This is a genomic window from Enterococcus ureasiticus (assembly GCF_001730285.1).
GTDB lineage: Bacteria > Bacillota > Bacilli > Lactobacillales > Enterococcaceae > Enterococcus_L > Enterococcus_L ureasiticus.
This window is the reverse complement of the sequence record NZ_MIJZ01000013.1, coordinates 239,014-259,812: the sequence shown is the minus strand read 5'-3', so window position 1 is coordinate 259,812 and position 20,799 is coordinate 239,014. Positions and strand designations below refer to the sequence as shown.

General features: G+C 37.2%; 21 protein-coding genes. 19 read left to right on the top strand and 2 right to left on the bottom strand.

Annotated elements, in window-relative coordinates:
* Window positions 1-45: 45 nt before the first annotated feature.
* The 7 genes from BCR21_RS09625 (at window position 46) to recN (ending at window position 6,643) form a co-directional block, all read left to right on the top strand.
* On the top strand, window positions 46-891 hold the full coding sequence (locus BCR21_RS09625; protein ID WP_069646250.1) for a bifunctional methylenetetrahydrofolate dehydrogenase/methenyltetrahydrofolate cyclohydrolase: 846 nt from the start codon (window positions 46-48) through the stop codon (window positions 889-891).
* A gap of 9 nt (window positions 892-900) precedes the next feature.
* The gene (gene xseA, locus BCR21_RS09620) at window positions 901-2,244 is read left to right on the top strand and encodes an exodeoxyribonuclease VII large subunit (RefSeq protein ID WP_069646249.1); all 1,344 of its coding nucleotides are present in this window, start codon (window positions 901-903) and stop codon (window positions 2,242-2,244) included.
* A 4-nt stretch (window positions 2,245-2,248) separates the two neighbouring features.
* Window positions 2,249-2,488, top strand: a complete 240-nt coding sequence (locus BCR21_RS09615; RefSeq protein WP_069646248.1) for an exodeoxyribonuclease VII small subunit — start codon at window positions 2,249-2,251, stop codon at window positions 2,486-2,488.
* Window positions 2,488-3,375 carry a polyprenyl synthetase family protein gene (locus BCR21_RS09610; protein ID WP_069646247.1) on the top strand — a complete coding sequence of 296 codons (888 nt, stop codon included), beginning with the start codon at window positions 2,488-2,490 and terminating at the stop codon, window positions 3,373-3,375. Before BCR21_RS09615 ends, BCR21_RS09610 begins: the two co-directional genes overlap by 1 nt.
* Window positions 3,376-3,391: 16 nt before the next feature.
* On the top strand, window positions 3,392-4,207 hold the full coding sequence (locus BCR21_RS09605; protein WP_069646246.1) for a TlyA family RNA methyltransferase: 816 nt from the start codon (window positions 3,392-3,394) through the stop codon (window positions 4,205-4,207).
* Between the two features lie 277 nt (window positions 4,208-4,484).
* Window positions 4,485-4,934: an arginine repressor gene (locus BCR21_RS09600; protein WP_069646245.1), complete on the top strand. Its 450-nt coding sequence runs from the start codon at window positions 4,485-4,487 to the stop codon at window positions 4,932-4,934.
* 17 nt (window positions 4,935-4,951) lie between these two features.
* Window positions 4,952-6,643, top strand: a complete 1,692-nt coding sequence (gene recN, locus BCR21_RS09595; RefSeq protein ID WP_069646244.1) for a DNA repair protein RecN — start codon at window positions 4,952-4,954, stop codon at window positions 6,641-6,643.
* Window positions 6,644-6,791: 148 nt separating this feature from the next.
* On the opposite strand, the gene BCR21_RS16670 is transcribed toward recN, so the two are convergent.
* Entirely contained in the window at window positions 6,792-6,905 is a 114-nt protein-coding gene (locus BCR21_RS16670; RefSeq protein ID WP_071868151.1) for a DUF4044 domain-containing protein, read from the bottom strand.
* A 71-nt stretch (window positions 6,906-6,976) separates the two neighbouring features.
* Window positions 6,977-7,933, bottom strand: a complete 957-nt coding sequence (locus tag BCR21_RS09590) for a magnesium transporter CorA family protein (RefSeq protein ID WP_069646243.1) — start codon at window positions 7,931-7,933, stop codon at window positions 6,977-6,979.
* Window positions 7,934-8,117: 184 nt separating this feature from the next.
* Here BCR21_RS09590 and BCR21_RS09585 point away from each other — a divergent pair, with 184 nt between their 5' ends.
* The 12 genes from BCR21_RS09585 (at window position 8,118) to BCR21_RS09530 (ending at window position 20,793) form a co-directional block, all read left to right on the top strand.
* Window positions 8,118-8,489 (top strand): DUF3397 domain-containing protein, encoded by a 372-nt coding sequence (locus tag BCR21_RS09585; RefSeq protein WP_069646242.1) that lies wholly within the window; start codon window positions 8,118-8,120, stop codon window positions 8,487-8,489.
* A 280-nt stretch (window positions 8,490-8,769) separates the two neighbouring features.
* Window positions 8,770-9,201, top strand: a complete 432-nt coding sequence (gene mraZ, locus BCR21_RS09580) for a division/cell wall cluster transcriptional repressor MraZ (RefSeq protein WP_069646474.1) — start codon at window positions 8,770-8,772, stop codon at window positions 9,199-9,201.
* Window positions 9,202-9,214: 13 nt separating this feature from the next.
* Window positions 9,215-10,174, top strand: coding sequence for a 16S rRNA (cytosine(1402)-N(4))-methyltransferase RsmH (gene rsmH, locus BCR21_RS09575; RefSeq protein WP_069646241.1), 960 nt, complete (start codon window positions 9,215-9,217; stop codon window positions 10,172-10,174).
* Window positions 10,175-10,190: 16 nt separating this feature from the next.
* Window positions 10,191-10,592 carry a cell division protein FtsL gene (ftsL, locus tag BCR21_RS09570; RefSeq protein ID WP_069646240.1) on the top strand — a complete coding sequence of 134 codons (402 nt, stop codon included), beginning with the start codon at window positions 10,191-10,193 and terminating at the stop codon, window positions 10,590-10,592.
* Between the two features lie 34 nt (window positions 10,593-10,626).
* Complete coding sequence (locus tag BCR21_RS09565; protein ID WP_069646239.1) at window positions 10,627-12,507, top strand: peptidoglycan D,D-transpeptidase FtsI family protein; 1,881 nt, start codon at window positions 10,627-10,629, stop codon at window positions 12,505-12,507.
* 58 nt (window positions 12,508-12,565) lie between these two features.
* Window positions 12,566-13,531, top strand: coding sequence for a phospho-N-acetylmuramoyl-pentapeptide-transferase (mraY, locus tag BCR21_RS09560; RefSeq protein ID WP_069646238.1), 966 nt, complete (start codon window positions 12,566-12,568; stop codon window positions 13,529-13,531).
* 278 nt (window positions 13,532-13,809) lie between these two features.
* Window positions 13,810-15,180 (top strand): UDP-N-acetylmuramoyl-L-alanine--D-glutamate ligase, encoded by a 1,371-nt coding sequence (gene murD / locus BCR21_RS09555; RefSeq protein ID WP_069646237.1) that lies wholly within the window; start codon window positions 13,810-13,812, stop codon window positions 15,178-15,180.
* A 7-nt stretch (window positions 15,181-15,187) separates the two neighbouring features.
* On the top strand, window positions 15,188-16,279 hold the full coding sequence (gene murG / locus BCR21_RS09550) for an undecaprenyldiphospho-muramoylpentapeptide beta-N-acetylglucosaminyltransferase (protein ID WP_069646236.1): 1,092 nt from the start codon (window positions 15,188-15,190) through the stop codon (window positions 16,277-16,279).
* Between the two features lie 60 nt (window positions 16,280-16,339).
* The gene (locus BCR21_RS09545) at window positions 16,340-17,338 is read left to right on the top strand and encodes a cell division protein FtsQ/DivIB (protein ID WP_084013284.1); all 999 of its coding nucleotides are present in this window, start codon (window positions 16,340-16,342) and stop codon (window positions 17,336-17,338) included.
* Window positions 17,339-17,500: 162 nt separating this feature from the next.
* Window positions 17,501-18,823, top strand: coding sequence for a cell division protein FtsA (ftsA, locus tag BCR21_RS09540; RefSeq protein WP_069646235.1), 1,323 nt, complete (start codon window positions 17,501-17,503; stop codon window positions 18,821-18,823).
* Between the two features lie 26 nt (window positions 18,824-18,849).
* Window positions 18,850-20,100, top strand: coding sequence for a cell division protein FtsZ (ftsZ, locus tag BCR21_RS09535; RefSeq protein ID WP_069646234.1), 1,251 nt, complete (start codon window positions 18,850-18,852; stop codon window positions 20,098-20,100).
* A 15-nt stretch (window positions 20,101-20,115) separates the two neighbouring features.
* A complete protein-coding gene (locus BCR21_RS09530; protein WP_069646233.1) occupies window positions 20,116-20,793 on the top strand; it encodes a YggS family pyridoxal phosphate-dependent enzyme in 678 nt (225 codons plus the stop codon).
* The last annotated feature ends 6 nt before the right edge of the window (window positions 20,794-20,799 follow it).

Here is a 20,799-nt window from a genome sequence, read left to right as displayed (position 1 = left end):
TTATGCTAAAATAAAAGAATATAGACAAAAACGAGGAGTGAGCTTATGGGAGAGTTAATCAACGGTCGTGAATTAGCAGATAAAATGCAGGCGCAGATCAAAGAAGAAGTGCAAGAACTTGAAAAAGAAGGCATTCGTCCAGGTTTAGTTGTTTTATTAGTTGGTGAAAATCAGGCCAGTCAAACGTATGTGAAAAATAAAGACATAGCAGCTGCTAAAATCGGTATCCGTTCAAAAATCGAACGTTTGCCTGAAACGATTTCTGAAACTGAATTGCTTGCTGTGATCGAACAATATAACCAAGATCCAGAATACCATGGAATATTAGTTCAGTTGCCGTTACCTAAGCACATCGATGAAGAAAAAGTGTTGTTAACTGTTGATCCCAAAAAAGATGTCGATGGTTTTCATCCGATGAATATGGGGCGCCTATTTATTGGCGAACCAACGATGATTCCTTGTACACCATATGGCATTATGAAAATGTTTGAAGCTTATAATATTGATTTAGAGGGAAAACGAGCAGTCGTGATCGGTCGAAGTAATATTGTTGGCAAACCAATGGCGCAACTTATGATGATGAAAAACGCTACAGTTACGATTGCTCACTCAAGAACCGTTGATTTACCAGCAGTGGCTAGAGAAGCAGATATTTTAGTTGTAGCAATTGGTCGCGGGCATTTTGTGACAAAAGAATTTATAAAACCTGGTGCGGTCGTGATCGATGTCGGCATGAATCGAGACGAGAATGGGAAATTAATCGGCGATGTAAAATTCGATGAAGTGTCACCGATTGCAAGCTTTATCACACCAGTACCAAAAGGCGTTGGACCAATGACGATCACAATGTTGATGTATCAAACGGTAGAGGCCGCTAAAAAACAAAAGTAAGGTGAGAAGATGGAGCAGCAATATTTAACAGTTACAGCCTTAACAAAATATTTGAAACGTAAATTTGATGCTGATCCATATTTGGAACGGGTTTATTTGACTGGAGAAATTTCCAATTTTCGTCTGCGCCCTAATGCTCATCAGTATTTTAGTTTAAAAGATGATGGAGCAAAGATTTCGGCAATTATGTTTAAATCGGCATTTCAGAAGCTAAAATTTCAACCAAAAGAAGGGATGAAAGTTCTTTTAGTTGGTCGTATTTCATTGTATGAAAGTGGCGGATCTTATCAAATCTATGTAGAACATATGGAACCAGATGGCGTTGGGGCTTTATATCAAGCTTTGGCAGAGTTGCGTGAGAAATTAGGCAAAGAAGGTTTATTCGAAGGTCCTAAAAAAATATTGCCTAGATATCCTAAACGAATTGCGGTTGTTACAAGTCCAAGTGGTGCGGTCATCCGAGATATTATTACGACAGTCAAAAGAAGATACCCGATCGCACAACTTGTTTTATTCCCCACGCTGGTCCAAGGAGATCAAGCTGCTGACGATATTGTCCGCAATATTCACCGCATTGAAGAATTAGGGACCTTTGACACGATGATTATCGGTCGTGGTGGCGGTTCGATCGAGGACTTGTGGCCGTTTAATGAAGAACGAGTGGCTAGAGCGATTTACCTAGCAAAGACACCGGTTATCTCTTCAGTGGGGCATGAGACAGATGTTACGATTGCCGATATGGTAGCCGATGTGAGAGCGGCGACACCGACTGCAGCAGCAGAATTAGCTGTTCCTGTGCTGAACGAAGAACTACTAAAAATCAAAGATCGGCAAACGCGCTTAGAGCAAAGTTTTCTCTACCAATTGCAACAAAAAAATGAACGATATCAACGGTTGAAAAATTCATATGTATTTAAGCAACCAGACCGTTTATATGAAGGACAAACAATTAAATTAGATCGAATCACACAACGCTTGATTCAATCCATGGAAACTGTTTACCATCAAAAACAACGGACAGCGCAAGAAATTATTGCCCAATTTAGACAACAAACACCTCAAGGTCAAATCAGAGAAGGGCAGCAGCAACTAAAGTATTTGAGCCAATCGCTTCATGATCGTATGGAACAATACATGAAGGATAAAGAAAAACAATTTACTTCTGCTGTTCAACAATTGGATTTGTTAAGTCCATTAAAAATCATGGGCAGAGGATATAGTTATACAACCAAAGAGCAGCAAGTGATCAAGTCAGTCAATGAACTGCAACCAAAAGAAAAAATTCAAATCCATTATGTGGATGGCATAGTAGATACCGTGATTGAAAAAATAACACCCACTGAAGAGGAGTAAAAAGATGGCTAAAGAAAAAGCAGTCGAAAAAACATTTGAAGAATCATTAATTGAATTAGAAGAAATCGTCCAACGTTTAGAGCGTGGAGATGTTCCTTTAGAAGAAGCGCTAGCCGCTTTTCAAGAAGGGATGGTTTTAAGCAAACAGTGCCAAGATACATTGGAAAAAGCTGAAAAGACACTGACAAAAGTTATGACGGAAAATAATGAAGAAGTTTCGTTTGAAGAGAGTGAGGACAATTGATGGAAGCTTTCAATGATTTTCGTAAGCAAAGTTTACCGCTTATTGAAAAAGAAATGGAAAATTTTATCAATGAATATACTGCAAACGACCAGTTAAAAAAAGCAATGTTGTATTCGATTCATGCTGGAGGCAAAAGGTTTCGTCCACTTTTAGTGTTAGCTACGATTCGTTCGTTTAATAAAGACGTGCAGATACATGATTATCAAGTTGCCGCAGCTTTAGAAATGATCCACACCTACTCGTTGATCCACGATGATTTGCCAGCGATGGATGATGATGATTTGCGTCGTGGAAAACCGACAAATCATAAAGTATTTGGTGAAGCACATGCGATTTTAGCGGGCGATGGCTTGCTTACTGCCGCTTTTCAATTAGTCGCGATTAGTCAAATCGAGGCAAATCAAAAAATATTGTTGATTCAACTGCTAAGCAAAGCGGCTGGTACACAAGGCATGGTTGCAGGGCAAGCTGGGGATTTACAAGGAGAAGAACGATCATTGTCATTATCTGAACTAGCAGATGTTCATGAAAAGAAAACGGGGGCTTTGATCGAGTTCGCTCTATTAGCTGGTGGGATTTTAGCCGAGCAACCAGAAGAAGTGGTTGATTTATTAGGTGTTTTTGCCAAACATTTAGGTTTAGCGTTTCAGATCAAAGATGATTTGTTGGATGCAACGAGTTCAGAAGAAGAATTAGGCAAACAAGTTGGACGTGATGAAGCCTTAAACAAGAGTACTTACCCAAGCTTACTTGGATTAGATGGTGCCAAAGAAGCGCTGAAAGAACAATTATCAATGGGTAGTGATACTTTAGAAAAAATAAAACAAACAAGCTTGGCATTTCAGTCAGAATTATTACAAGAATTATTAGAACAATTGCAGTTATGATAGAAAGAAGGCACTTATGAAAAAAGAGCGCGTCGATATTTTAGCGTTTACTCAAGGGTTATTTGAAACAAGAGAAAAAGCCAAACGTGCTGTGATGGCAGGCCTCGTTTATAACGATAAAAACGAACGATTGGATAAACCAGGTGAGAAGATTTTGATCGAAACGCCATTGCAAGTAAAAGGTCAAACGCTGCCTTATGTTTCCCGCGGCGGTTTGAAATTGGAAAAAGCGTTGGAGGTATTTGAATTAGATGTGACGGGTAAAACCATGTTGGATATCGGTGCTTCAACTGGCGGCTTTACTGATGTAGCTTTGCAAAATGGCGCTCGATTGAGCTATGCTTTGGACGTTGGCTACAATCAATTAGCATGGAAAATTCGCCAAGATGACCGAGTAGTTGTGATGGAACGGACGAATTTTCGTTATAGCACACCAGAAGATTTTCAAGAAGGTGTACCAGATATTGCGACCATTGACGTATCATTTATTTCGCTTAAATTAATCTTACCTCCATTGCACAAAATTTTGAAACCAGGTGGCAAAGTAGTTGCTTTGATCAAACCTCAATTTGAGGCTGGCAAAGAGCTTGTAGGCAAAAAAGGAATTGTTCGTGAACCAGAAACACATAAATTTGTTTTAAATGACATTCTTTCATTTGCCCAAGAGCATGGGTATTCTGTTAGCGGGTTGGATTATTCACCTATCACTGGTGGAGAAGGAAACATTGAATTTTTAGCTTATCTGACTTCTGAAAAAACGTCTGAGCCTAAAGATCTTTCGACAGAGATTACTGCTGTTGTTGAAGCGGCTCACAAGAAGTTGAAAGGTTAGTTTGCAAAAATAGATAGAGGAAACTTAATTTTTTCTTTGACTACAAGATTTAATGGATAAGACTGGGATAAAGCGTTCAGCGTTTTGTTTCAGCCTTATTTTTTATGCTTTCAAAATGAATAAAAATACGCTATGATAAAATGGAAATGAATCGAAAAAGAAGTGTTACTGTTTAATTAGGCAAAACGATATAGAAAAGGTGACACTCGCTTTTAATTCTAAGTGCTGAAGGGCTAGAATTTGAAAGACGGATCATTAGGAAAAGGAGTAAGTTATTATGAGAAAAAAAGATCGGCATCGTTTGATTACTCGCTTATTAGCTGATAAAAATATCCAAAAACAAGAAGATTTTGTTACGTATCTAGAAGAAAAAGGCATTGAAGTGACACAAGCAACGATTTCTCGTGATATCAAAGAAATGAAATTGATCAAAGTCCCATCCATAGATGGCGGTTATCGTTACAGTATTCCCGCAGAAACAAAGGAAGATACTTCTATAAAATTAGAAAAATTAATGAAAGATGCATTTGTTTCAGTGGATCAGATGGAAAAGCATGTTATTTTGCGTACTATACCAGGGAACGCTGCAGCCGCATCTAACTTAATCGAAAAACACTACAAAGAAATTGTCTTTGCAACACTCAATGATGACGACGGCGTGCTGATTATTGCACGGACCGAAAAAGATGCTGAATTTTTAAAAAATGAATTTTTCCGATATTTATAAAATCGAGGTGAATAAAAATGCTGCAAGAACTTTCTGTAAAGAATTTTGCGATCATATCTTCATTACAATTAGAATTCCAGATGGGAATGACGGTTTTAACAGGAGAAACAGGCGCAGGTAAATCAATTATTATTGACGCAATGGGCTTGCTGACAGGTGGTCGAGGATCTAGTGATTACATCCGTCAAGGCGCTTCTAAATGCACGCTGGAAGGCTTGTTTACAATGCCGAAAAACCAAGAGTTGGTGAACCTTTTAGAAGAATTGGGAATTGAAACAGATGAAGAGTCGATCGTGATCCAGCGAGATATTTCAACTTCTGGTAAAAATGTTTGTCGTGTCAACGGCCGAATCATCAATATCGCAAATTTACGAAAAATCGGTGAATTTTTAGTTGATATCCATGGTCAGAATGAACACCAAGAATTGATGCAAAGCGAAAAACATTTAGGCATGTTAGATGACTTTGGCGGCAAAGAATTATTCAAGATAAAAGAGCAATATGAAAGAATTTACTCAGAATACCGGATGATCGAAAAAAAAGTTAGAAACAGACAAAAAAATGAAAAAGAATTTGCTCAACGTATGGATATGTTACAGTTTCAAAGTGATGAAATAGCTGCGGCTGAATTCGTTTTAGGTGAAGAAGAACAATTGATCGAAGAACGAAATAAGCTAGGGAATTTTCAAAAAATCGCAGATGCTTTAGCGGCAAGTTATGAAGCAGTCAATGGAGACGGCGATAGTAGTTTGGATAAGATTGGTTATGCGATGAATGAATTACTATCGATCGAGATGCTTGATCCAGAGTATAAAGCGATATCTGAAGCTGTTCAAAATAGTTATTATCTTTTACAAGAAGCTAGCGGCGACTTGTCTCGGCATATCGATAGCTTAGAGTTAGATGAAAACCGCTTAAACGAAGTAGAAACGAGACTTGAACTTATCCGTCAGATGAAAAGAAAGTATGGCGAATCAATTGAATCAATCCTTGCTTATTATCAGGAAATCACCCAAGAATTGGCAGACGCTGATTTTCTGGAAGGTCGGACTGGCGAGTTGGAAACACTACTGGTTGAAAAGAAAAATCAAGTGATTGAAAATGGCTTAAAGTTAAGGGATAGTAGAAAAAAAATCGCAAAAAAACTAGAAAAAAATATCTTAAGAGAATTAAAAGAATTGTACATGGAACGAACGGTTTTTGATATCCGTTTTACAGAATTATCAGAAGAACAGTTCACAGAAGAAGGACTGGATCAAGTCGAGTTTTATATTACCACAAATCCGGGAGAGCCGTTAAAACCTTTAGTAAGAGTCGCTTCTGGTGGCGAGCTGTCTCGAGTGATGTTAGCATTAAAAACAATATTTTCTAAATCTCAAGGAATTACGAGTATTGTTTTTGATGAAGTTGATACAGGTGTTAGCGGTCGCGTGGCACAAGCCATCGCAGATAAAATCTATCAGATTTCTGAAAACTCACAAGTACTATGTATTACTCACCTTCCTCAAGTGGCGGCCGTTGCAGATTATCAATATTTTATCGAAAAAGAAATTATTGGTGAGCGGACAGAAACAAAAGTTAGAAGACTGAAACAAGATGAGCGAGTAGCAGAAATTGCCCGTATGCTTTCAGGAAGCGAGATCACTAAACTGACAATTGAACATGCAAAAGAATTGTTGAATATGGCTGGAAAAGAACGGAAAAGTTAACGAAATAAATTGAAAAGCTCTTTACTAAAACTTGTTAAAAATCAAGTGTTGTAAAGCGCTTTTTGCTGTTTTTAATGTGTCAAAAAAGTGGGAAGAAAAACGACGTTAGACATCGATCATTCTTCCCACTTAATGTTTATTTAGTTGATTATCGTAAACTCATTATAGCAGTCAAGATTGTTGAGCCGGCAATGGCAATTAGCATCAACCAAACAACGACTTTAGTGACTTTAGAAAACGTACTTGTCTTTTTATCGTTCATTGATTATACACATCCTTATTCTTTACTTTCTCTAGTTTACAACGTTTTACCAAAATCAGCAACTAGAAATTTTACAAAAGGTTTCGTTTTTTTAGCCGTCGAATCACGAAAATACATGTTCCTGTTGTGACAACAAAGATCCAAAAAAAGGCATCTTCTCGATTGGCGAACGGTAATTTTACGTTCATACCGAATATTCCACCGATGATCGTGGGGATCGTTAGGACGATCGTTAATGAAGTCAAGATCTTCATGACGTTATTTAGATTATTTGAAACGATCGCTGAAAATGTATCGCTAACTTTATCAACAAGTTTAAGTTGAATGCTGGTAGTCGTTGCGGCTTGTTTTGTTTCTACCAGAATATCATGAAGCTTAGGCAAATGTGCTCTAGGATCTGTGAATATTCTCGCGTTATAGAGCATATTTAAAACCTCTAAATTGGAATTTATAGCAGATTCAAAATAAACTAAACTTTTTTGGATGTCCATCATTTGATAAAGTTGACTGTTTTCGGTTGAAACTTTCAATTCGCCTTCAAGCTTATTTGTTTGCACAATCAATTCTTTTAAAAAACGGTTGTAGCAAGTCGATATTTGCCAAGATAGGTATAAAATCAAGGATTCTTGAATGGGTAATTCACTATTAGGGATAGGTGTAGTAAATGTTTGTTTTAAAAAATCTGCCGAATTATTGATCACAGTGATGACTTTTCCATCGGTTGTCAAAATAATGGCAAAAGGGAATGTATCTAACTGAGTGTAGCCGCTAGGACTGATTGTTGCATGGGGATATTGAAGTAACATCAAAGCGGGTTTTTCTAAAGTATTTTGATGCAGACCTTCAAAACGAGAATTTTCGTTATCATCTAGCACACCTGTGATATAATCTTTAGGAAGTTTATAAGTCGTGACTAATTGGTCAACTTCTTCTTCCGTCGGTTTTTCTACAGCGAGCCATACCGTTTCGTCTGTATCTGAATGAGAAGGGATTAGCTGACCGTTTTCTATCTTTAAATAATTAATCAAAATGCCACCTCTTTTTTTATAAAACTACTATAGCTCCATTATAATAGAGTTGGTGAGTTTTTGGGAAATAAAGCTCTTTTAATTTAGTATTATTTAGGCACGAACTTTTAAACGAAATGAAACATGTGTGTAAAGAAAATAAAGTATAGTTAATAAAGTGTGTTACGAAAGGAATTGTTAGTAAATGGTGTCGTTTTCAGTCATTATGCTTTTTTGGTATGTTTTTCCAGTAATTGTCTTATTTGCGTGTAATTTTATTATTTCAACGTTCTCATTGACAGAGCGTTTTAAAGTGAAAGCGCCAGATATCTCAATTCCATTTTTATTCATAGGATTAAATGAATTGTCAAAAGATAGTTATGGGCAATCAATTGTCCCTTATATGGTCATTTCAGTTTTACTATTAGGTATTTGCGTGGCAGTCTTTCAAGCTTACTATTATGGTGAGATCCTTTATGGCAGATACTTTAAAATGTTTTGGCGCTTGGTCTTTCTTTTGAGTTTGGTTTTATATGCAGTACTTGTTTTATTGAATATCTTTCATTATTTTTCATAAAATAAAAATGGTGGCAGCAGATACCTCCCACTTCTCCCCACCATTTTTATTTGTAATATTTTTATGAGAAATTTAACATAAAAATAAAAAGCTAAAATCCTTTGAAAATCAATTACATAGGTATTGATACCGCTTTTTTATATTATTGTCCTGTACATTGAAATATTACAAGTTTTTTAAATAACCATTAAATGGTGGAAGATTCACTGTTTTTGGTGGTAGAAAGTGGCGGGATGTGGTAGACTGTTTCTATCAAGTGGAAAAGTGGGGAAAATTGGCTATGTTTATGGGTGAATTTCAACATAATATAGATGCCAAAGGCCGACTCATCGTACCAGCTAAATTTCGCGACCAGTTAGGTGAGAAGTTTGTGGTAACAAGAGGAATGGATGGCTGTTTATTTGGTTATCCAATGTCTGAATGGGAACAATTAGAGGAGAAGTTAAAAGAAATGCCTCTAGCCAAGAAGGATGCCCGTACGTTTGTCCGCTTTTTTTATTCGGCTGCTACAGAATGTGATATCGATAAGCAAGGTAGGATCAATATCCCAGCGGCTTTAAGAACACATGGTAGTTTGGAGAAAGCTTGCGTGATTATCGGTGTTTCAAATCGAATCGAGATTTGGGATGAAGCCCGCTGGCAAGAATTTTCTACAGAAGCTGAAGAGAACTTTGATGAAATTGCAGAAACAATGATTGATTTTGGTTTTTAGAAAGAGGAGCATTATGACAGAGGATTTTCAGCATTATACTGTTTTACTAAAAGAAACAGTTGACGGCTTACATGTGAAAGAAGACGGCATTTATGTCGATTGCACATTGGGCGGTGCAGGTCATAGTGAGTACTTGCTCTCACAATTAGGCGAACAAGGACATTTATATGCGTTCGATCAAGACCAAAAAGCATTGGATTTTGCAGCACAACGATTAAAAGAATACGTTGATCGAGGTATGGTGACCTTTATCAAGTCGAATTTTCGACATTTAAAAGAAGAATTAGCGAATCAGGAGATTTATCATGTCGATGGTATTTTATACGACTTAGGTGTTTCTTCACCTCAGTTGGATGAAGCTGAGCGTGGATTCAGTTATCACCAAGATGCACCGCTAGATATGCGGATGGATCAGGACGCAGAGTTATCTGCTTACCAAGTCGTTAACGACTACAGCTATCATGAATTAGTGAAGATTTTCTTCCGTTATGGGGAGGAAAAATTCTCTAAACAAGTTGCTAGAGAAATCGAACGGGTACGTGCAAAAGCGCCCATCGAAACAACTGGTGAATTAGTAGAAATTATAAAATCTGCAATTCCAGCGCCTGCTAGACGTAAAGGCGGACATCCAGCAAAACGAATTTTTCAAGCCATTCGAATTGCAGTGAATGATGAACTGGGCGTTGTAGAAGAATCTTTAGAACAAGCCATTGCTTTATTAAACAAAAACGGTCGAATCAGTGTGATTACTTTTCATTCATTAGAAGACCGAATTGTGAAAAGCATGTTTAAAGAATATAGTACGATGCAGGATTTACCACCTGGACTACCCGTAGTTCCAGAAGAATTTCAACCAGAGTTAAAAGTAATTACTAGAAAGCCAATTTTACCAGGTGAGACTGAGTTGGCTGAGAATAATCGCTCGCGAAGTGCTAAATTAAGAATTGCCGAAAAAGTTAAATTAAACCTATAAAGAAAGGGGTACCGACATGGCTGAGTTAAAAAAAATGGAAGATTTTCAATATGATATTCCAGTGATGGATGAACCAGTCATAGGTCCAGATAATGAACCTAAAGTTCAAAGAAATGTTGACCTACCCCAATCTCCGAAAAGGAAGTTGAGAAATATCTCACTTTTAGAAAAGGCAATCGGCTTTTTATTGTTAGTAGCGATTATTGGAATAGCAATTCTCACCATTCAAGTACGTACATCTATTACACAAATGACGAACCAAATCACTGAGACACAAGCAACAATCCAAGAAAAAGAAGAATCTGCATTGAAATTAGAGCAACAAAAAAATGAATTATCAAAAGCAGATCGTATCAAGGAAGTTGCGAAAAACAAAGGTCTTTCTGATAACATTGAGAACATAAAAAAAGTGAAATAAGAAAATACAAGGAAATATAAGGAAAGTGAAATAGATGAGCAAAACAAATAAAATAAAGAATTTTGTCAAAAAGAAGAACTTAAATCCAATGAACAATCGTAAAAAAGTAGGCATTATTTTATTTGCTACGAGTATTGGATTGTTCTTTTTATTTGCCTTTAGATTAACGTATATTGTTGCAGTGGGAAAAGTCGCAGGGGTTTCTTTGCCAGAAAAAACAGCGAACCTATATCAAGGCAGTAGAGTTGTCAAAGCTAAAAGAGGTGCGATATTAGACCGCAATGGTGAAGTGATTGCAGAAGATGCTACGTCATATTCCGTATATGCTATTTTATCAGAAACGTATCTAGGCGAAGAAAATAAAAAGCTTTATGCTCAGAAAAAAGATTTTCAAACATTAGCTGAAATTTTAGATAGAAATACAGAATTATCTAAAGATGAAGTACTAAAATATTTGAATGATGGCGTAAATGAAGATGGTACAGTTAAGTTTCAAGTCGAGTTTGGGACTAAAGGGAAAAATATTACTTTAGAAACAAGACAAAAAATTGAAGATGACTTAAAGAAAAATAAAGTTGCAGGACTTTATTTTGAAGGACATCCAGCAAGAATCTATCCAAATGGTGTCTTTGCTTCTCATTTTATCGGCTATACTGACTCTGCTGATGCAGAGGACGATTCAAAAGGTTTAGTAGGAAAAATGGGTATAGAAAAATCTTACAATGACATTTTAAAGGGTCAAGACGGCAAGATTGATTATGAAAAAGACGTGTACGGTAATCCATTACCAGGGACAGTTGCGAATGAAAAGCAAGCTGTTGACGGTAAAGATATCTATACAACAATAGATAGTCGTATACAAAGTCAGCTGGAATCATTGTTAGATCCCGTTGTTGAAGAATATAAGCCGGAAGACATGACGGCGATGCTGATGAAAGCGAAGACTGGTGAAATACTTGCTATGTCTCAACGTCCATCCTTCAATCCTGAAACCAAAGAAGGCTTAGGGAAAGATACAGTTTGGCGCAATATATTAGTAGAAGATAAATTTGAGCCAGGTTCTACGATGAAACTCTTTACAGCTGCCGCCGCAATGCAAGAAGGCAAATTCAACCCCAACACAACCTTTAATTACCCAGCAGGCGGCTATAAGCTTGACGACCGTACGGTAAATGACCATGATTACGGTGCAGTTGGGCCGTTGACGTTCCGACAAGCAATTTCTTGGTCCAGTAATGTCGGAATGCTTACGTTAGAGCAGGCTATGGATCCTACTGGTCAAGTGTGGAAAAGTTATTTAGAAAAATTTGGTTTTGGAAAATCGACAAATTCAGGTTTAGCAGGAGAAGCTGCTGGTGAGCTTCCAGGAGATAACTGGGTCGATTTGGCAATGTCATCATTTGGACAAGCTGTTTCTGTAACGAACTTTCAAATGATGCAAGCTTATACAGCGATTGCTAATGACGGATCAATGCTGAAACCACAATATATCAGCAAAATCGTTGATAAAAATACTGGTGAAGAAAAAGTAACCCAACCTGAAAAAGTTGGTCAACCAGTGATAACGCCACAAGCAGCAAGCGATATTCGAACATACATGATTGACACAGTAGAAGATCCTAATTATGGTATTGCTTATGATGTATACACGGTACCAGGCTATCATGTAGCGGCTAAAACAGGAACCGCGCAAATTACTGGAGAAAATGGTTATATGGCTGGTTTAACGGATTACACCTATTCTGTTGTAGAAATGGTACCAGCAGATAATCCAGAATATATTTTGTATCTTACAATGAAAAAACCTCAAAGCTATACAAGAGAGGCACTCGCTAAAATTGCTAATCCTTTGATGAAAGTAGTTATGGATTCAATGGATAGTGAGTCAAATGCAGTAGTAGAACCTGCTAAATAATGATTGGAAATAAATGAAAAAGTAAATCAATACGAGTTGAATAATTAGGAGAGATATCATGGAGTGGACACAAATTTTTATTCCCATAGTATGTAGTTTTGCTATAACAGTGGCGGTGATGCCGATGTTTATCGGTTACTTCCAAATGAAAAAACAAGGACAAACAACGCGTGAAGATGGTCCAACTTGGCACAATGTGAAAACAGGAACGCCAACAATGGGTGGTTTAGTTTTTCTAGTTGCAAGTTTTATCACCTCATTATTAGTGGGATTATGGAAACAAGAACTCACTCCTTCTTTACTGATTATTTTATTCATCTTGGTTCTTTATGGACTATTAGGATTTTTAGATGATTTTATCAAAGTGTTTAAAAAAAGAAATATGGGTTTAAATTCTCGTCAAAAATTGATTGGTCAAATCATTGGCGGATTAGTATTTTATTTTGTTTACCGTTCAGAAGGGCTACCTGATACACTAGATTTATTTGGTGTTGTTACATTACCGTTAGGTATTTTTTATGGTGTATTTGTCATTTTCTGGTTGGTCGGATTTTCAAATGCGGTAAACTTGACTGATGGTATCGATGGGTTGGTTGCAGGATTAGGTACGATTTCATTCGGTACCTATGCGATCATTGCTTGGAAACAACAGCAATTTGACGTCGTTATCATATGCTTAAGTGTGATTGGTGGTCTGTTAGGTTTCTTTCCTTATAATAGAAAACCAGCTAAAATCTTTATGGGAGATGTTGGTTCACTAGCCTTAGGAGGATTATTGGCAGCCATTTCTATTATATTGCGTCAAGAGTGGACATTATTGTTGATTGGACTCGTTTATGTATGTGAAACGGCTAGTGTTATTTTGCAAGTTACTTCATTTAAATTGTTCGGCAAACGAATTTTTAAAATGTCACCAATTCATCATCATTTCGAAATGTGCGGTTGGTCTGAATGGAAGATCGATATTGTTTTTTGGTTGACAGGTGCGGTCTGTTCAGCAATCACATTGTGGATTATTTTTTAGAGAGAGTCAGAGGCATGAATATGGCTAGCATCAAGAAGCAGTCTTAAGGAAAATAGATAATCTGAGACTGGAACCAAAAACGTTCTAGTCTCAGATTCCTAATTTACCACTGAACTAATCGCTTCTTTCAGCTTTTCTAATGTGTCTAGCATCAAGAAGCAACTCTTAGGAAAGTAGATAATTTTGAAACGGGACAAGAAACGTTCCATATCAAAATTCCTAACTTACTACAGAGTTAATCGCTTCTTTCAGCTTTTCTAAGATAAGGGGAAATTATAATGAAAAAGATAACAGATTATGAAAACAAAAAAGTCCTTGTTCTTGGACTTGCTAAGAGTGGTGTTAGTGCTGCTAAGTTGCTACATGAGCTAGGTGCATTAGTGACAGTCAATGATTTTAAACAATTTGATCAAAATCCGGAAGCCCAAGATTTATTAACCTTGGGTATTCGTGTTGTTACGGGTGGACATCCAATCGAACTATTAGACGAAGATTTTTCTTTGATTGTAAAAAACCCAGGTATTCCTTATACGAATCCTTTAGTTGAGAAGGCAATAAGCATGAATTTGCCTGTTCTTACAGAAGTTGAGCTGGCTTATCAAATCGCGGAATGTCCGATTATCGGAATCACTGGAACAAACGGCAAAACAACCACGACCACAATGATTGGCTTGCTTTTGAATGCTGATCGTAAAAGTGGGACTGCACGTTTAGCAGGGAATATTGGGTATCCAGCAAGTGAAGTTGCTGAAGGGGCTAATAGCTCAGATGATATCGTCATGGAACTATCAAGTTTCCAATTAATGGGAATCCAGACATTCCGTCCGAAAATCGCTGTAATTACAAATATTTACGAAGCACATTTAGACTATCATGGATCAAGAGCAGAGTATGTAAAAGCTAAGTGGGCAATACAAGAAAATATGCAGGAAAATGATTTTCTGGTTTTAAATTGGAATCAGCAAGAGCTGCAAGAATTAAGCAAAACAACAAAAGCTGCAATTATTCCATTTTCAACGAAAGAAAAAGTTGCTGGAGCTTATCTTGTAGATGGAAAAATCTACTATAAAGAAGAATACATCATGTTGGCGGCGGAATTAGGTGTACCTGGCAGTCATAATATTGAGAATGCCTTAGCTGCAATTTCTGTTGCTAAATTAAAAGAGACGCCAACAGATGTGATCAGAAAAACATTGACGGTTTTTACAGGAGTACCTCATCGCACGCAATATGTGGGCGAAATAGCAGGTCGGAAATTTTATAATGATTCAAAAGCGACTAATATATTAGCTACTGAGATGGCTTTGAGTGGTTTTGATCATTCTTCACTTATTTTATTAGCGGGCGGTTTAGATCGAGGAAATAGTTTTGATGAGCTGATCCCCTCACTAAAAGGAGTTAAAGCAATCATTCTTTTCGGTGAAACAAAAGATAAACTGCACAAAGCAGCAGTCGAAGCCGGAATCAAAACAATACATTTGACAGAAAACGTCCAAACGGCTGTACATGAAGCCTATGATTTTTCTGAAAAAAATGATACTATTCTATTATCGCCTGCGTGTGCAAGTTGGGACCAATATCCTAATTTTGAATTACGCGGAGAGGCGTTTATCCAAGCGATGCACCAGCTAAAAGACATAGAAAAGTGAGATAATTATGAAAATACTAATAACCGGCGGCGGAACAGGTGGACACATTTATCCAGCTTTGGCCTTTGTTAACTATGCAAAACAAGTAGATCCCAATACCGAGTTCATGTATGTGGGCACACAAATAGGTCTAGAAAGTAAAATAGTCCCAAAATACAATATTCCGTTTAAGACGATCAAAATCCAAGGATTTCGTCGTTCGCTTAGTCCTCAAAATATTAAAACAGTTTATCTTTTCCTAAATAGTATTGGAAAAGCTAAAAAAATTATTAAAGATTTTCAGCCTGACGTCGTTATCGGAACAGGCGGTTATGTATCAGGTTCGGTCGTCTATGCTGCAAAGCAGTTGAAGATTCCAACAATCATACATGAGCAAAATAGCATACCTGGAATGACGAACAAGTTTTTGAGCAAATATGCGACAAAAGTAGCTATTTGTTTTCCAGATGTTGCGGAGTATTTTCCTAAAGATAAGGTAGTTTTAACAGGTAATCCAAGAGCTCAAGAAGTCGTGATGATCGAAAAAACAGACGTTTTAAAAGAATATGGATTAGATCCTGATAAGAAAACAGTAGTGATTTTCGGTGGAAGCCGCGGAGCACTGAAAATCAATCAAGCATTCATTGAGGCATTTCCTCTATTTGAGCAGCGAGATTATCAAGTTCTTTATGCCTCAGGTGAGCGATATTATAAAGAATTACAAGAAACATTAAATCTTTCCGAAAAGAAATTGACAAACATAAGTATTCAGCCTTATATTGATAAAATGGCAGAAGTTTTAGCTGCGGCAGACCTAATGGTTGGTCGAGCTGGAGCAACCTCTATCGCAGAGTTTACGGCGTTAGGATTGCCTGCAATTTTAATACCAAGTCCATATGTCACAAACGATCATCAAACGAAAAATGCTCAAAGTTTAGTCAAATCTGGAGCAGTTGAAATGATCACTGATAAAGAACTTACAGGACTGAATCTAGTAACTGAAATCGATGGAATTTTGCTAAATGAATCCCGTCATCAATCGATGGCTGAGGCATCTAAAAAAGAAGGTATTCCAGATGCTGGTGAACGACTTTACAAAGTGGTAAAAGAGATATCTTGATAGGAGGTGTAGAAGATTAGTAAGAAAAAAGATGACTCAGGGGGTCAAGAAGACCAACAATTGGATACTTCTGAACAAATAGATGAGCAAAATCTGACCCCGTGGCAAAAAGAAAATCTAGAATATTTGAAAACGCAAGGCGACAAGCCTGTATGGAACCCTTCTGTCGTTTCTAATGAAAAGGAAGAGCAAGAAGAGGCGTCTGTGGAAGAGGAAGAAACTGAAACGGAGGAAACTCCTTCAGATGAGTCGGAAACAGAAGAAAAACAAAAGAAAACTTACGAATCTTTTGCAGACCGCTTACCAAAAATAAAAAAAGTACGAAACAAACGATTGTTTCGCAGATTGACGTTGATCGTTTCAGTCTTTTTGATTGCAATATTGATTGTACTTTATTTTGTTTCTCCACTTAGTAAGTTAGGCCGCATTGGTGTGACTGGAAGTGAAGCTGTTGATAGTCAGAAAATCATTGCCCAATCTAAATTAGAGAAAGGCAAGAGTTTATGGGAGCAGTTTGGCGACAGAAAAATTTATGAAGAGAAAATAAAGCGTCAAATACCGCGAGTAAAAAAAGCGACGATTTCACTAAGTGGGATCAATTCATTCAATATAAAAATTGAGGAATATAAGGTCGTTGCTTTAGAAGCTGCTGATAGTATTTTTCACCCCATTTTAGAAAACGGGAAGATATTACCAGAGGAAATGAGCGCACCTGTGAGCGGCATGCCAGTTTTTCGAAACTTTAAAGATCAGTCGATCATTAAAAATTTAATGAATTCTTATAACAAACTTCCTGAGGATATAAAACAAAATATCTCAGAAATTCGTTATGCGCCATCAAATGCAAACAAAGAATTGATCAATCTTCATATGAAAGATGCGAATGAAGTAATCGTAAATATCTCTCAATTAGAGGAGAAAATGGCGTATTATAGCAAGGTAGCGAGCCAAATGGAGAAACCAGGAATCATCGATATGGAAGTCGGGATTTTCTCATATCCTTTTAATAATGAGGAGACTGAAGAAAGTGTAGAAGAATCTTCACAGGCCCTAGAATAAAGTTAAGAAAAATAAAAGAATAAAATAGTAGAATCTACTTTCTAAAAAGCCTATGTTTATGGTAAAATTGAAAGAAGTGAGTATTCATAATAAAATATATATTTAAACGGGTATTTAATGCCCGCTTACATATTGGAATTAATAGGAGGAGGAACCCCATTCATGGCAAAGACAGGAATGTATGTAGGCCTTGATATTGGTACAACATCAGTAAAAGTTGTAGTTGCTGAGTTTATCGAAGGTCAAATGAATATCATTGGCGTAGGAAACGCAAAATCTGATGGATTAAATCGAGGGATTATTGTCGATATAGATAAAACAGTTAATGCGATTCAAAGAGCAGTAAGACAAGCAGAAGAAAAAGCGGGAATTCAAATTAAAAGTGTGAATGTGGGGTTACCAGCAAACTTACTTGAAGTGGAAAATTGCCAAGGAATGATCGCTGTAAGTAGTGAGTCAAAAGAAATCACTGATGAAGATGTTAGAAACGTAGCATCTGCAGCCCTGGTTCGTTCAACTCCTCCTGAACGTCAAATCGTAGCAATCTTGCCTCAAGAATTTACAGTAGATGGATTCGAAGGGATCAAAGATCCTAGAGGAATGATTGGCGTTCGTTTAGAAATGTTCGGCGTAGTTTTCACAGGTCCGAAAACAATTATTCACAATACTAGAAAATGTGTTGAAAAAGCTGGCTTAACAGTAAATGAATTAGTGATTATGCCGTTAGCCTTAACAGAAACAGTTCTTTCAGATGGTGAGAAAGATTTTGGAACCATCGTGATCGATATGGGTGGTGGACAAACAACGACTTCTGTAATGCATGATAAACAATTAAAATTTACTCATGTAAACCAAGAAGGCGGAGAGTTTGTTACGAAAGATGTTTCTATCGTATTGAATACATCATTCAATAACGCTGAAGCATTGAAAATCAATTACGGCGATGCTTATCCTGAAAGAACATCAGTAAGTGAAGAATTTCCAGTTGATGTGATTGGTAAGTCTGAACCTGTAAAAGTTGATGAACGTTACCTTTCAGAAGTGATTGAAGCCAGAGTAGAACAAATCTTTAAAAAATCTAAAGAAGTATTGGACGAAATCGATGCTTTAGAACTTCCGGGTGGAGTAATCTTAACAGGCGGCGGCGCAAGTCTTCCGGGTGTTGTTGATTTAGCACAGGAAATTTTTGATGCAAGTGTGAAATTGTACGTACCTAACCACATGGGATTACGTAACCCAGTCTTTACAAATGTGATCAGTATCGTAGAATATTCTGCTCAACTGAATGACATTTATCATATTGCTAAAGGTGCGATTCCAGGCGAAAAGATCAAATCATCACAGCCAATCGCAGTTCAACAAGAAGTGCAATATGATACTTATACAGATACATCTCAAGATGATTACGACGATTCTGAAATTCATGAATCTGGTGAAAAAGTTACAGGCAAGATCAAAGACTTCTTCTCAAACATTTTTGACTAACAATTAAAACAGGAGGAAACGATACTATGGAATTTTCTTTAGATAATAACATTAACAATGGCGCTGTCATCAAAGTTATCGGTGTAGGCGGCGGCGGTGGTAATGCTGTTAACCGCATGATCGACGAAAACGTCAAAGGCGTTGAGTTCATCGCTGCAAATACAGACGTACAAGCCCTTAAAAACTCAAAAGCAGAAACAGTGATTCAACTTGGACCTAAGTATACACGTGGTTTAGGTGCTGGATCTCAACCAGAAGTTGGCCAAAAATCAGCAGAAGAAAGTGAACAAGTAATATCAGATGCCTTACAAGGAGCTGATATGATCTTCATCACTGCTGGTATGGGTGGTGGAACAGGAACAGGAGCTGCTCCTGTAGTAGCTAAAATCGCAAAAGAATTAGGTGCTTTAACAGTTGGAGTTGTCACAAGACCATTCAGCTTTGAAGGACCAAAACGCGGACGCTACGCAGCAGAAGGAATTGCTCTTTTAAAAGAAAATGTAGATACATTACTAATTATTTCAAACAACAGACTACTAGAAGTTGTAGATAAAAAGACACCAATGCTCGAAGCATTCCGTGAAGCAGACAATGTATTACGTCAAGGAGTACAAGGTATTTCAGATTTGATTACAGCTCCAGGGTATGTCAACTTAGACTTCGCTGATGTGAAGACGGTTATGGAAAACCAAGGAACTGCTTTAATGGGAATCGGTGTTGCGAGCGGTGAAGACCGTGTCATTGAAGCAACTAAAAAAGCTATTTCTTCTCCATTATTAGAAACATCTATTGATGGCGCTGAACAAGTATTGTTAAATATCACTGGCGGTTTAGATATGACATTATTTGAAGCACAAGATGCTTCTGATATCGTAACAAGTGCTGCAACAGGTGATGTGAATATCATTCTAGGAACTTCTATCAATGAAGACTTGGGCGATGAAATCCGTGTCACAGTTATTGCGACAGGAATCGATCCTTCTAAAAAAGATCGTAAATCTCAACGTCAAAATAGACCTACTCAAATCCAAACAGTGCAACAAGCACCAGTCTTGGATATGGAGCAATCAAAACCATCACAACCTCAACCTCAAGAAGAGACAAGTGCTTTTGGTGATTGGGACATCCGTCGTGAGCAAAACGTACGACCAAAAGTCGAAGATACAACATTTGAGAATGTTGAGAAAAAGGATTTTGAAACATTTCATCGTGAAGAACCATCACAAAATAATGACGATGAATTAAACACACCACCATTTTTCCGCAGAAAAAGATAGGAGCGACTTTTAAACATGCTAGTTGATAACTTAGAAAAAATAAATCAAGAAATTCAGCTAGCATGCCAAAAAGCAGCGCGGTCAGACAATGATGTAACGATGATTGCCGTGACTAAATCAGTGGAAAAAGACATTGCCAAGGAGCTTGCTGAACTTGGTATTGAGAATATGGCTGAGAACCGAGTCGATAAATTACTGGAGAAAAAAATGGCACTGAAACATTTTTCATTTATCAAATGGCATTTGATTGGTAATTTACAGCGTAGGAAGGTAAAATCAGTAATAAATGAGATAGATTATTTTCACGCTTTGGACAGTTTTAAATTAGCAGAAGAAATCCAAAAGCGGGCAGAGAAGCAAATTTCCTGTTTCGTTGAGGTAAATATTACTGGCGAAGAGAGTAAACACGGATTCAAATCAGATGATGTTATTGATTTTATTCATCAATTAGAAACATTTGATAGAATAAAAGTCGTAGGATTAATGACTATGGCGCCGTTGGATGCTTCTGAGCAAGTTCTTCGCGAAGTATTTTCTAAATTGAAAAAACTGCAATTAGCTATAAATAATCAGCATCTGTCATATGCGCCATGTACAGAGCTTAGCATGGGAATGAGTAATGATTTCCCAATCGCTATTGAAGAAGGTGCAACTTTTGTACGAATCGGAACAGCAATTTTCAGAGGTGCGTAAAGGAGG

Bases quoted from the DNA above. Each gene is read 5' to 3' on its own strand.
- BCR21_RS09600 (WP_069646245.1), top strand. From the start codon at position 4,485: ATGAGAAAAAAAGATCGGCATCGTTTGATTACTCGCTTATTAGCTGAT.
- BCR21_RS09530 (WP_069646233.1), top strand. From the start codon at position 20,116: ATGCTAGTTGATAACTTAGAAAAAATAAATCAAGAAATTCAGCTAGCA.
- ftsA (WP_069646235.1), top strand. From the start codon at position 17,501: ATGGCAAAGACAGGAATGTATGTAGGCCTTGATATTGGTACAACATCA.
- rsmH (WP_069646241.1), top strand. From the start codon at position 9,215: ATGACAGAGGATTTTCAGCATTATACTGTTTTACTAAAAGAAACAGTT.
- ftsZ (WP_069646234.1), top strand. From the start codon at position 18,850: ATGGAATTTTCTTTAGATAATAACATTAACAATGGCGCTGTCATCAAA.
- BCR21_RS09585 (WP_069646242.1), top strand. From the start codon at position 8,118: ATGGTGTCGTTTTCAGTCATTATGCTTTTTTGGTATGTTTTTCCAGTA.
- mraY (WP_069646238.1), top strand. From the start codon at position 12,566: ATGGAGTGGACACAAATTTTTATTCCCATAGTATGTAGTTTTGCTATA.
- BCR21_RS09615 (WP_069646248.1), top strand. From the start codon at position 2,249: ATGGCTAAAGAAAAAGCAGTCGAAAAAACATTTGAAGAATCATTAATT.
- BCR21_RS09605 (WP_069646246.1), top strand. From the start codon at position 3,392: ATGAAAAAAGAGCGCGTCGATATTTTAGCGTTTACTCAAGGGTTATTT.
- murG (WP_069646236.1), top strand. From the start codon at position 15,188: ATGAAAATACTAATAACCGGCGGCGGAACAGGTGGACACATTTATCCA.
- mraZ (WP_069646474.1), top strand. From the start codon at position 8,770: ATGTTTATGGGTGAATTTCAACATAATATAGATGCCAAAGGCCGACTC.
- recN (WP_069646244.1), top strand. From the start codon at position 4,952: ATGCTGCAAGAACTTTCTGTAAAGAATTTTGCGATCATATCTTCATTA.
- BCR21_RS09610 (WP_069646247.1), top strand. From the start codon at position 2,488: ATGGAAGCTTTCAATGATTTTCGTAAGCAAAGTTTACCGCTTATTGAA.
- xseA (WP_069646249.1), top strand. From the start codon at position 901: ATGGAGCAGCAATATTTAACAGTTACAGCCTTAACAAAATATTTGAAA.
- BCR21_RS09625 (WP_069646250.1), top strand. From the start codon at position 46: ATGGGAGAGTTAATCAACGGTCGTGAATTAGCAGATAAAATGCAGGCG.
- ftsL (WP_069646240.1), top strand. From the start codon at position 10,191: ATGGCTGAGTTAAAAAAAATGGAAGATTTTCAATATGATATTCCAGTG.
- murD (WP_069646237.1), top strand. From the start codon at position 13,810: ATGAAAAAGATAACAGATTATGAAAACAAAAAAGTCCTTGTTCTTGGA.
- BCR21_RS16670 (WP_071868151.1), bottom strand. From the start codon at position 6,905: ATGAACGATAAAAAGACAAGTACGTTTTCTAAAGTCACTAAAGTCGTT.
- BCR21_RS09565 (WP_069646239.1), top strand. From the start codon at position 10,627: ATGAGCAAAACAAATAAAATAAAGAATTTTGTCAAAAAGAAGAACTTA.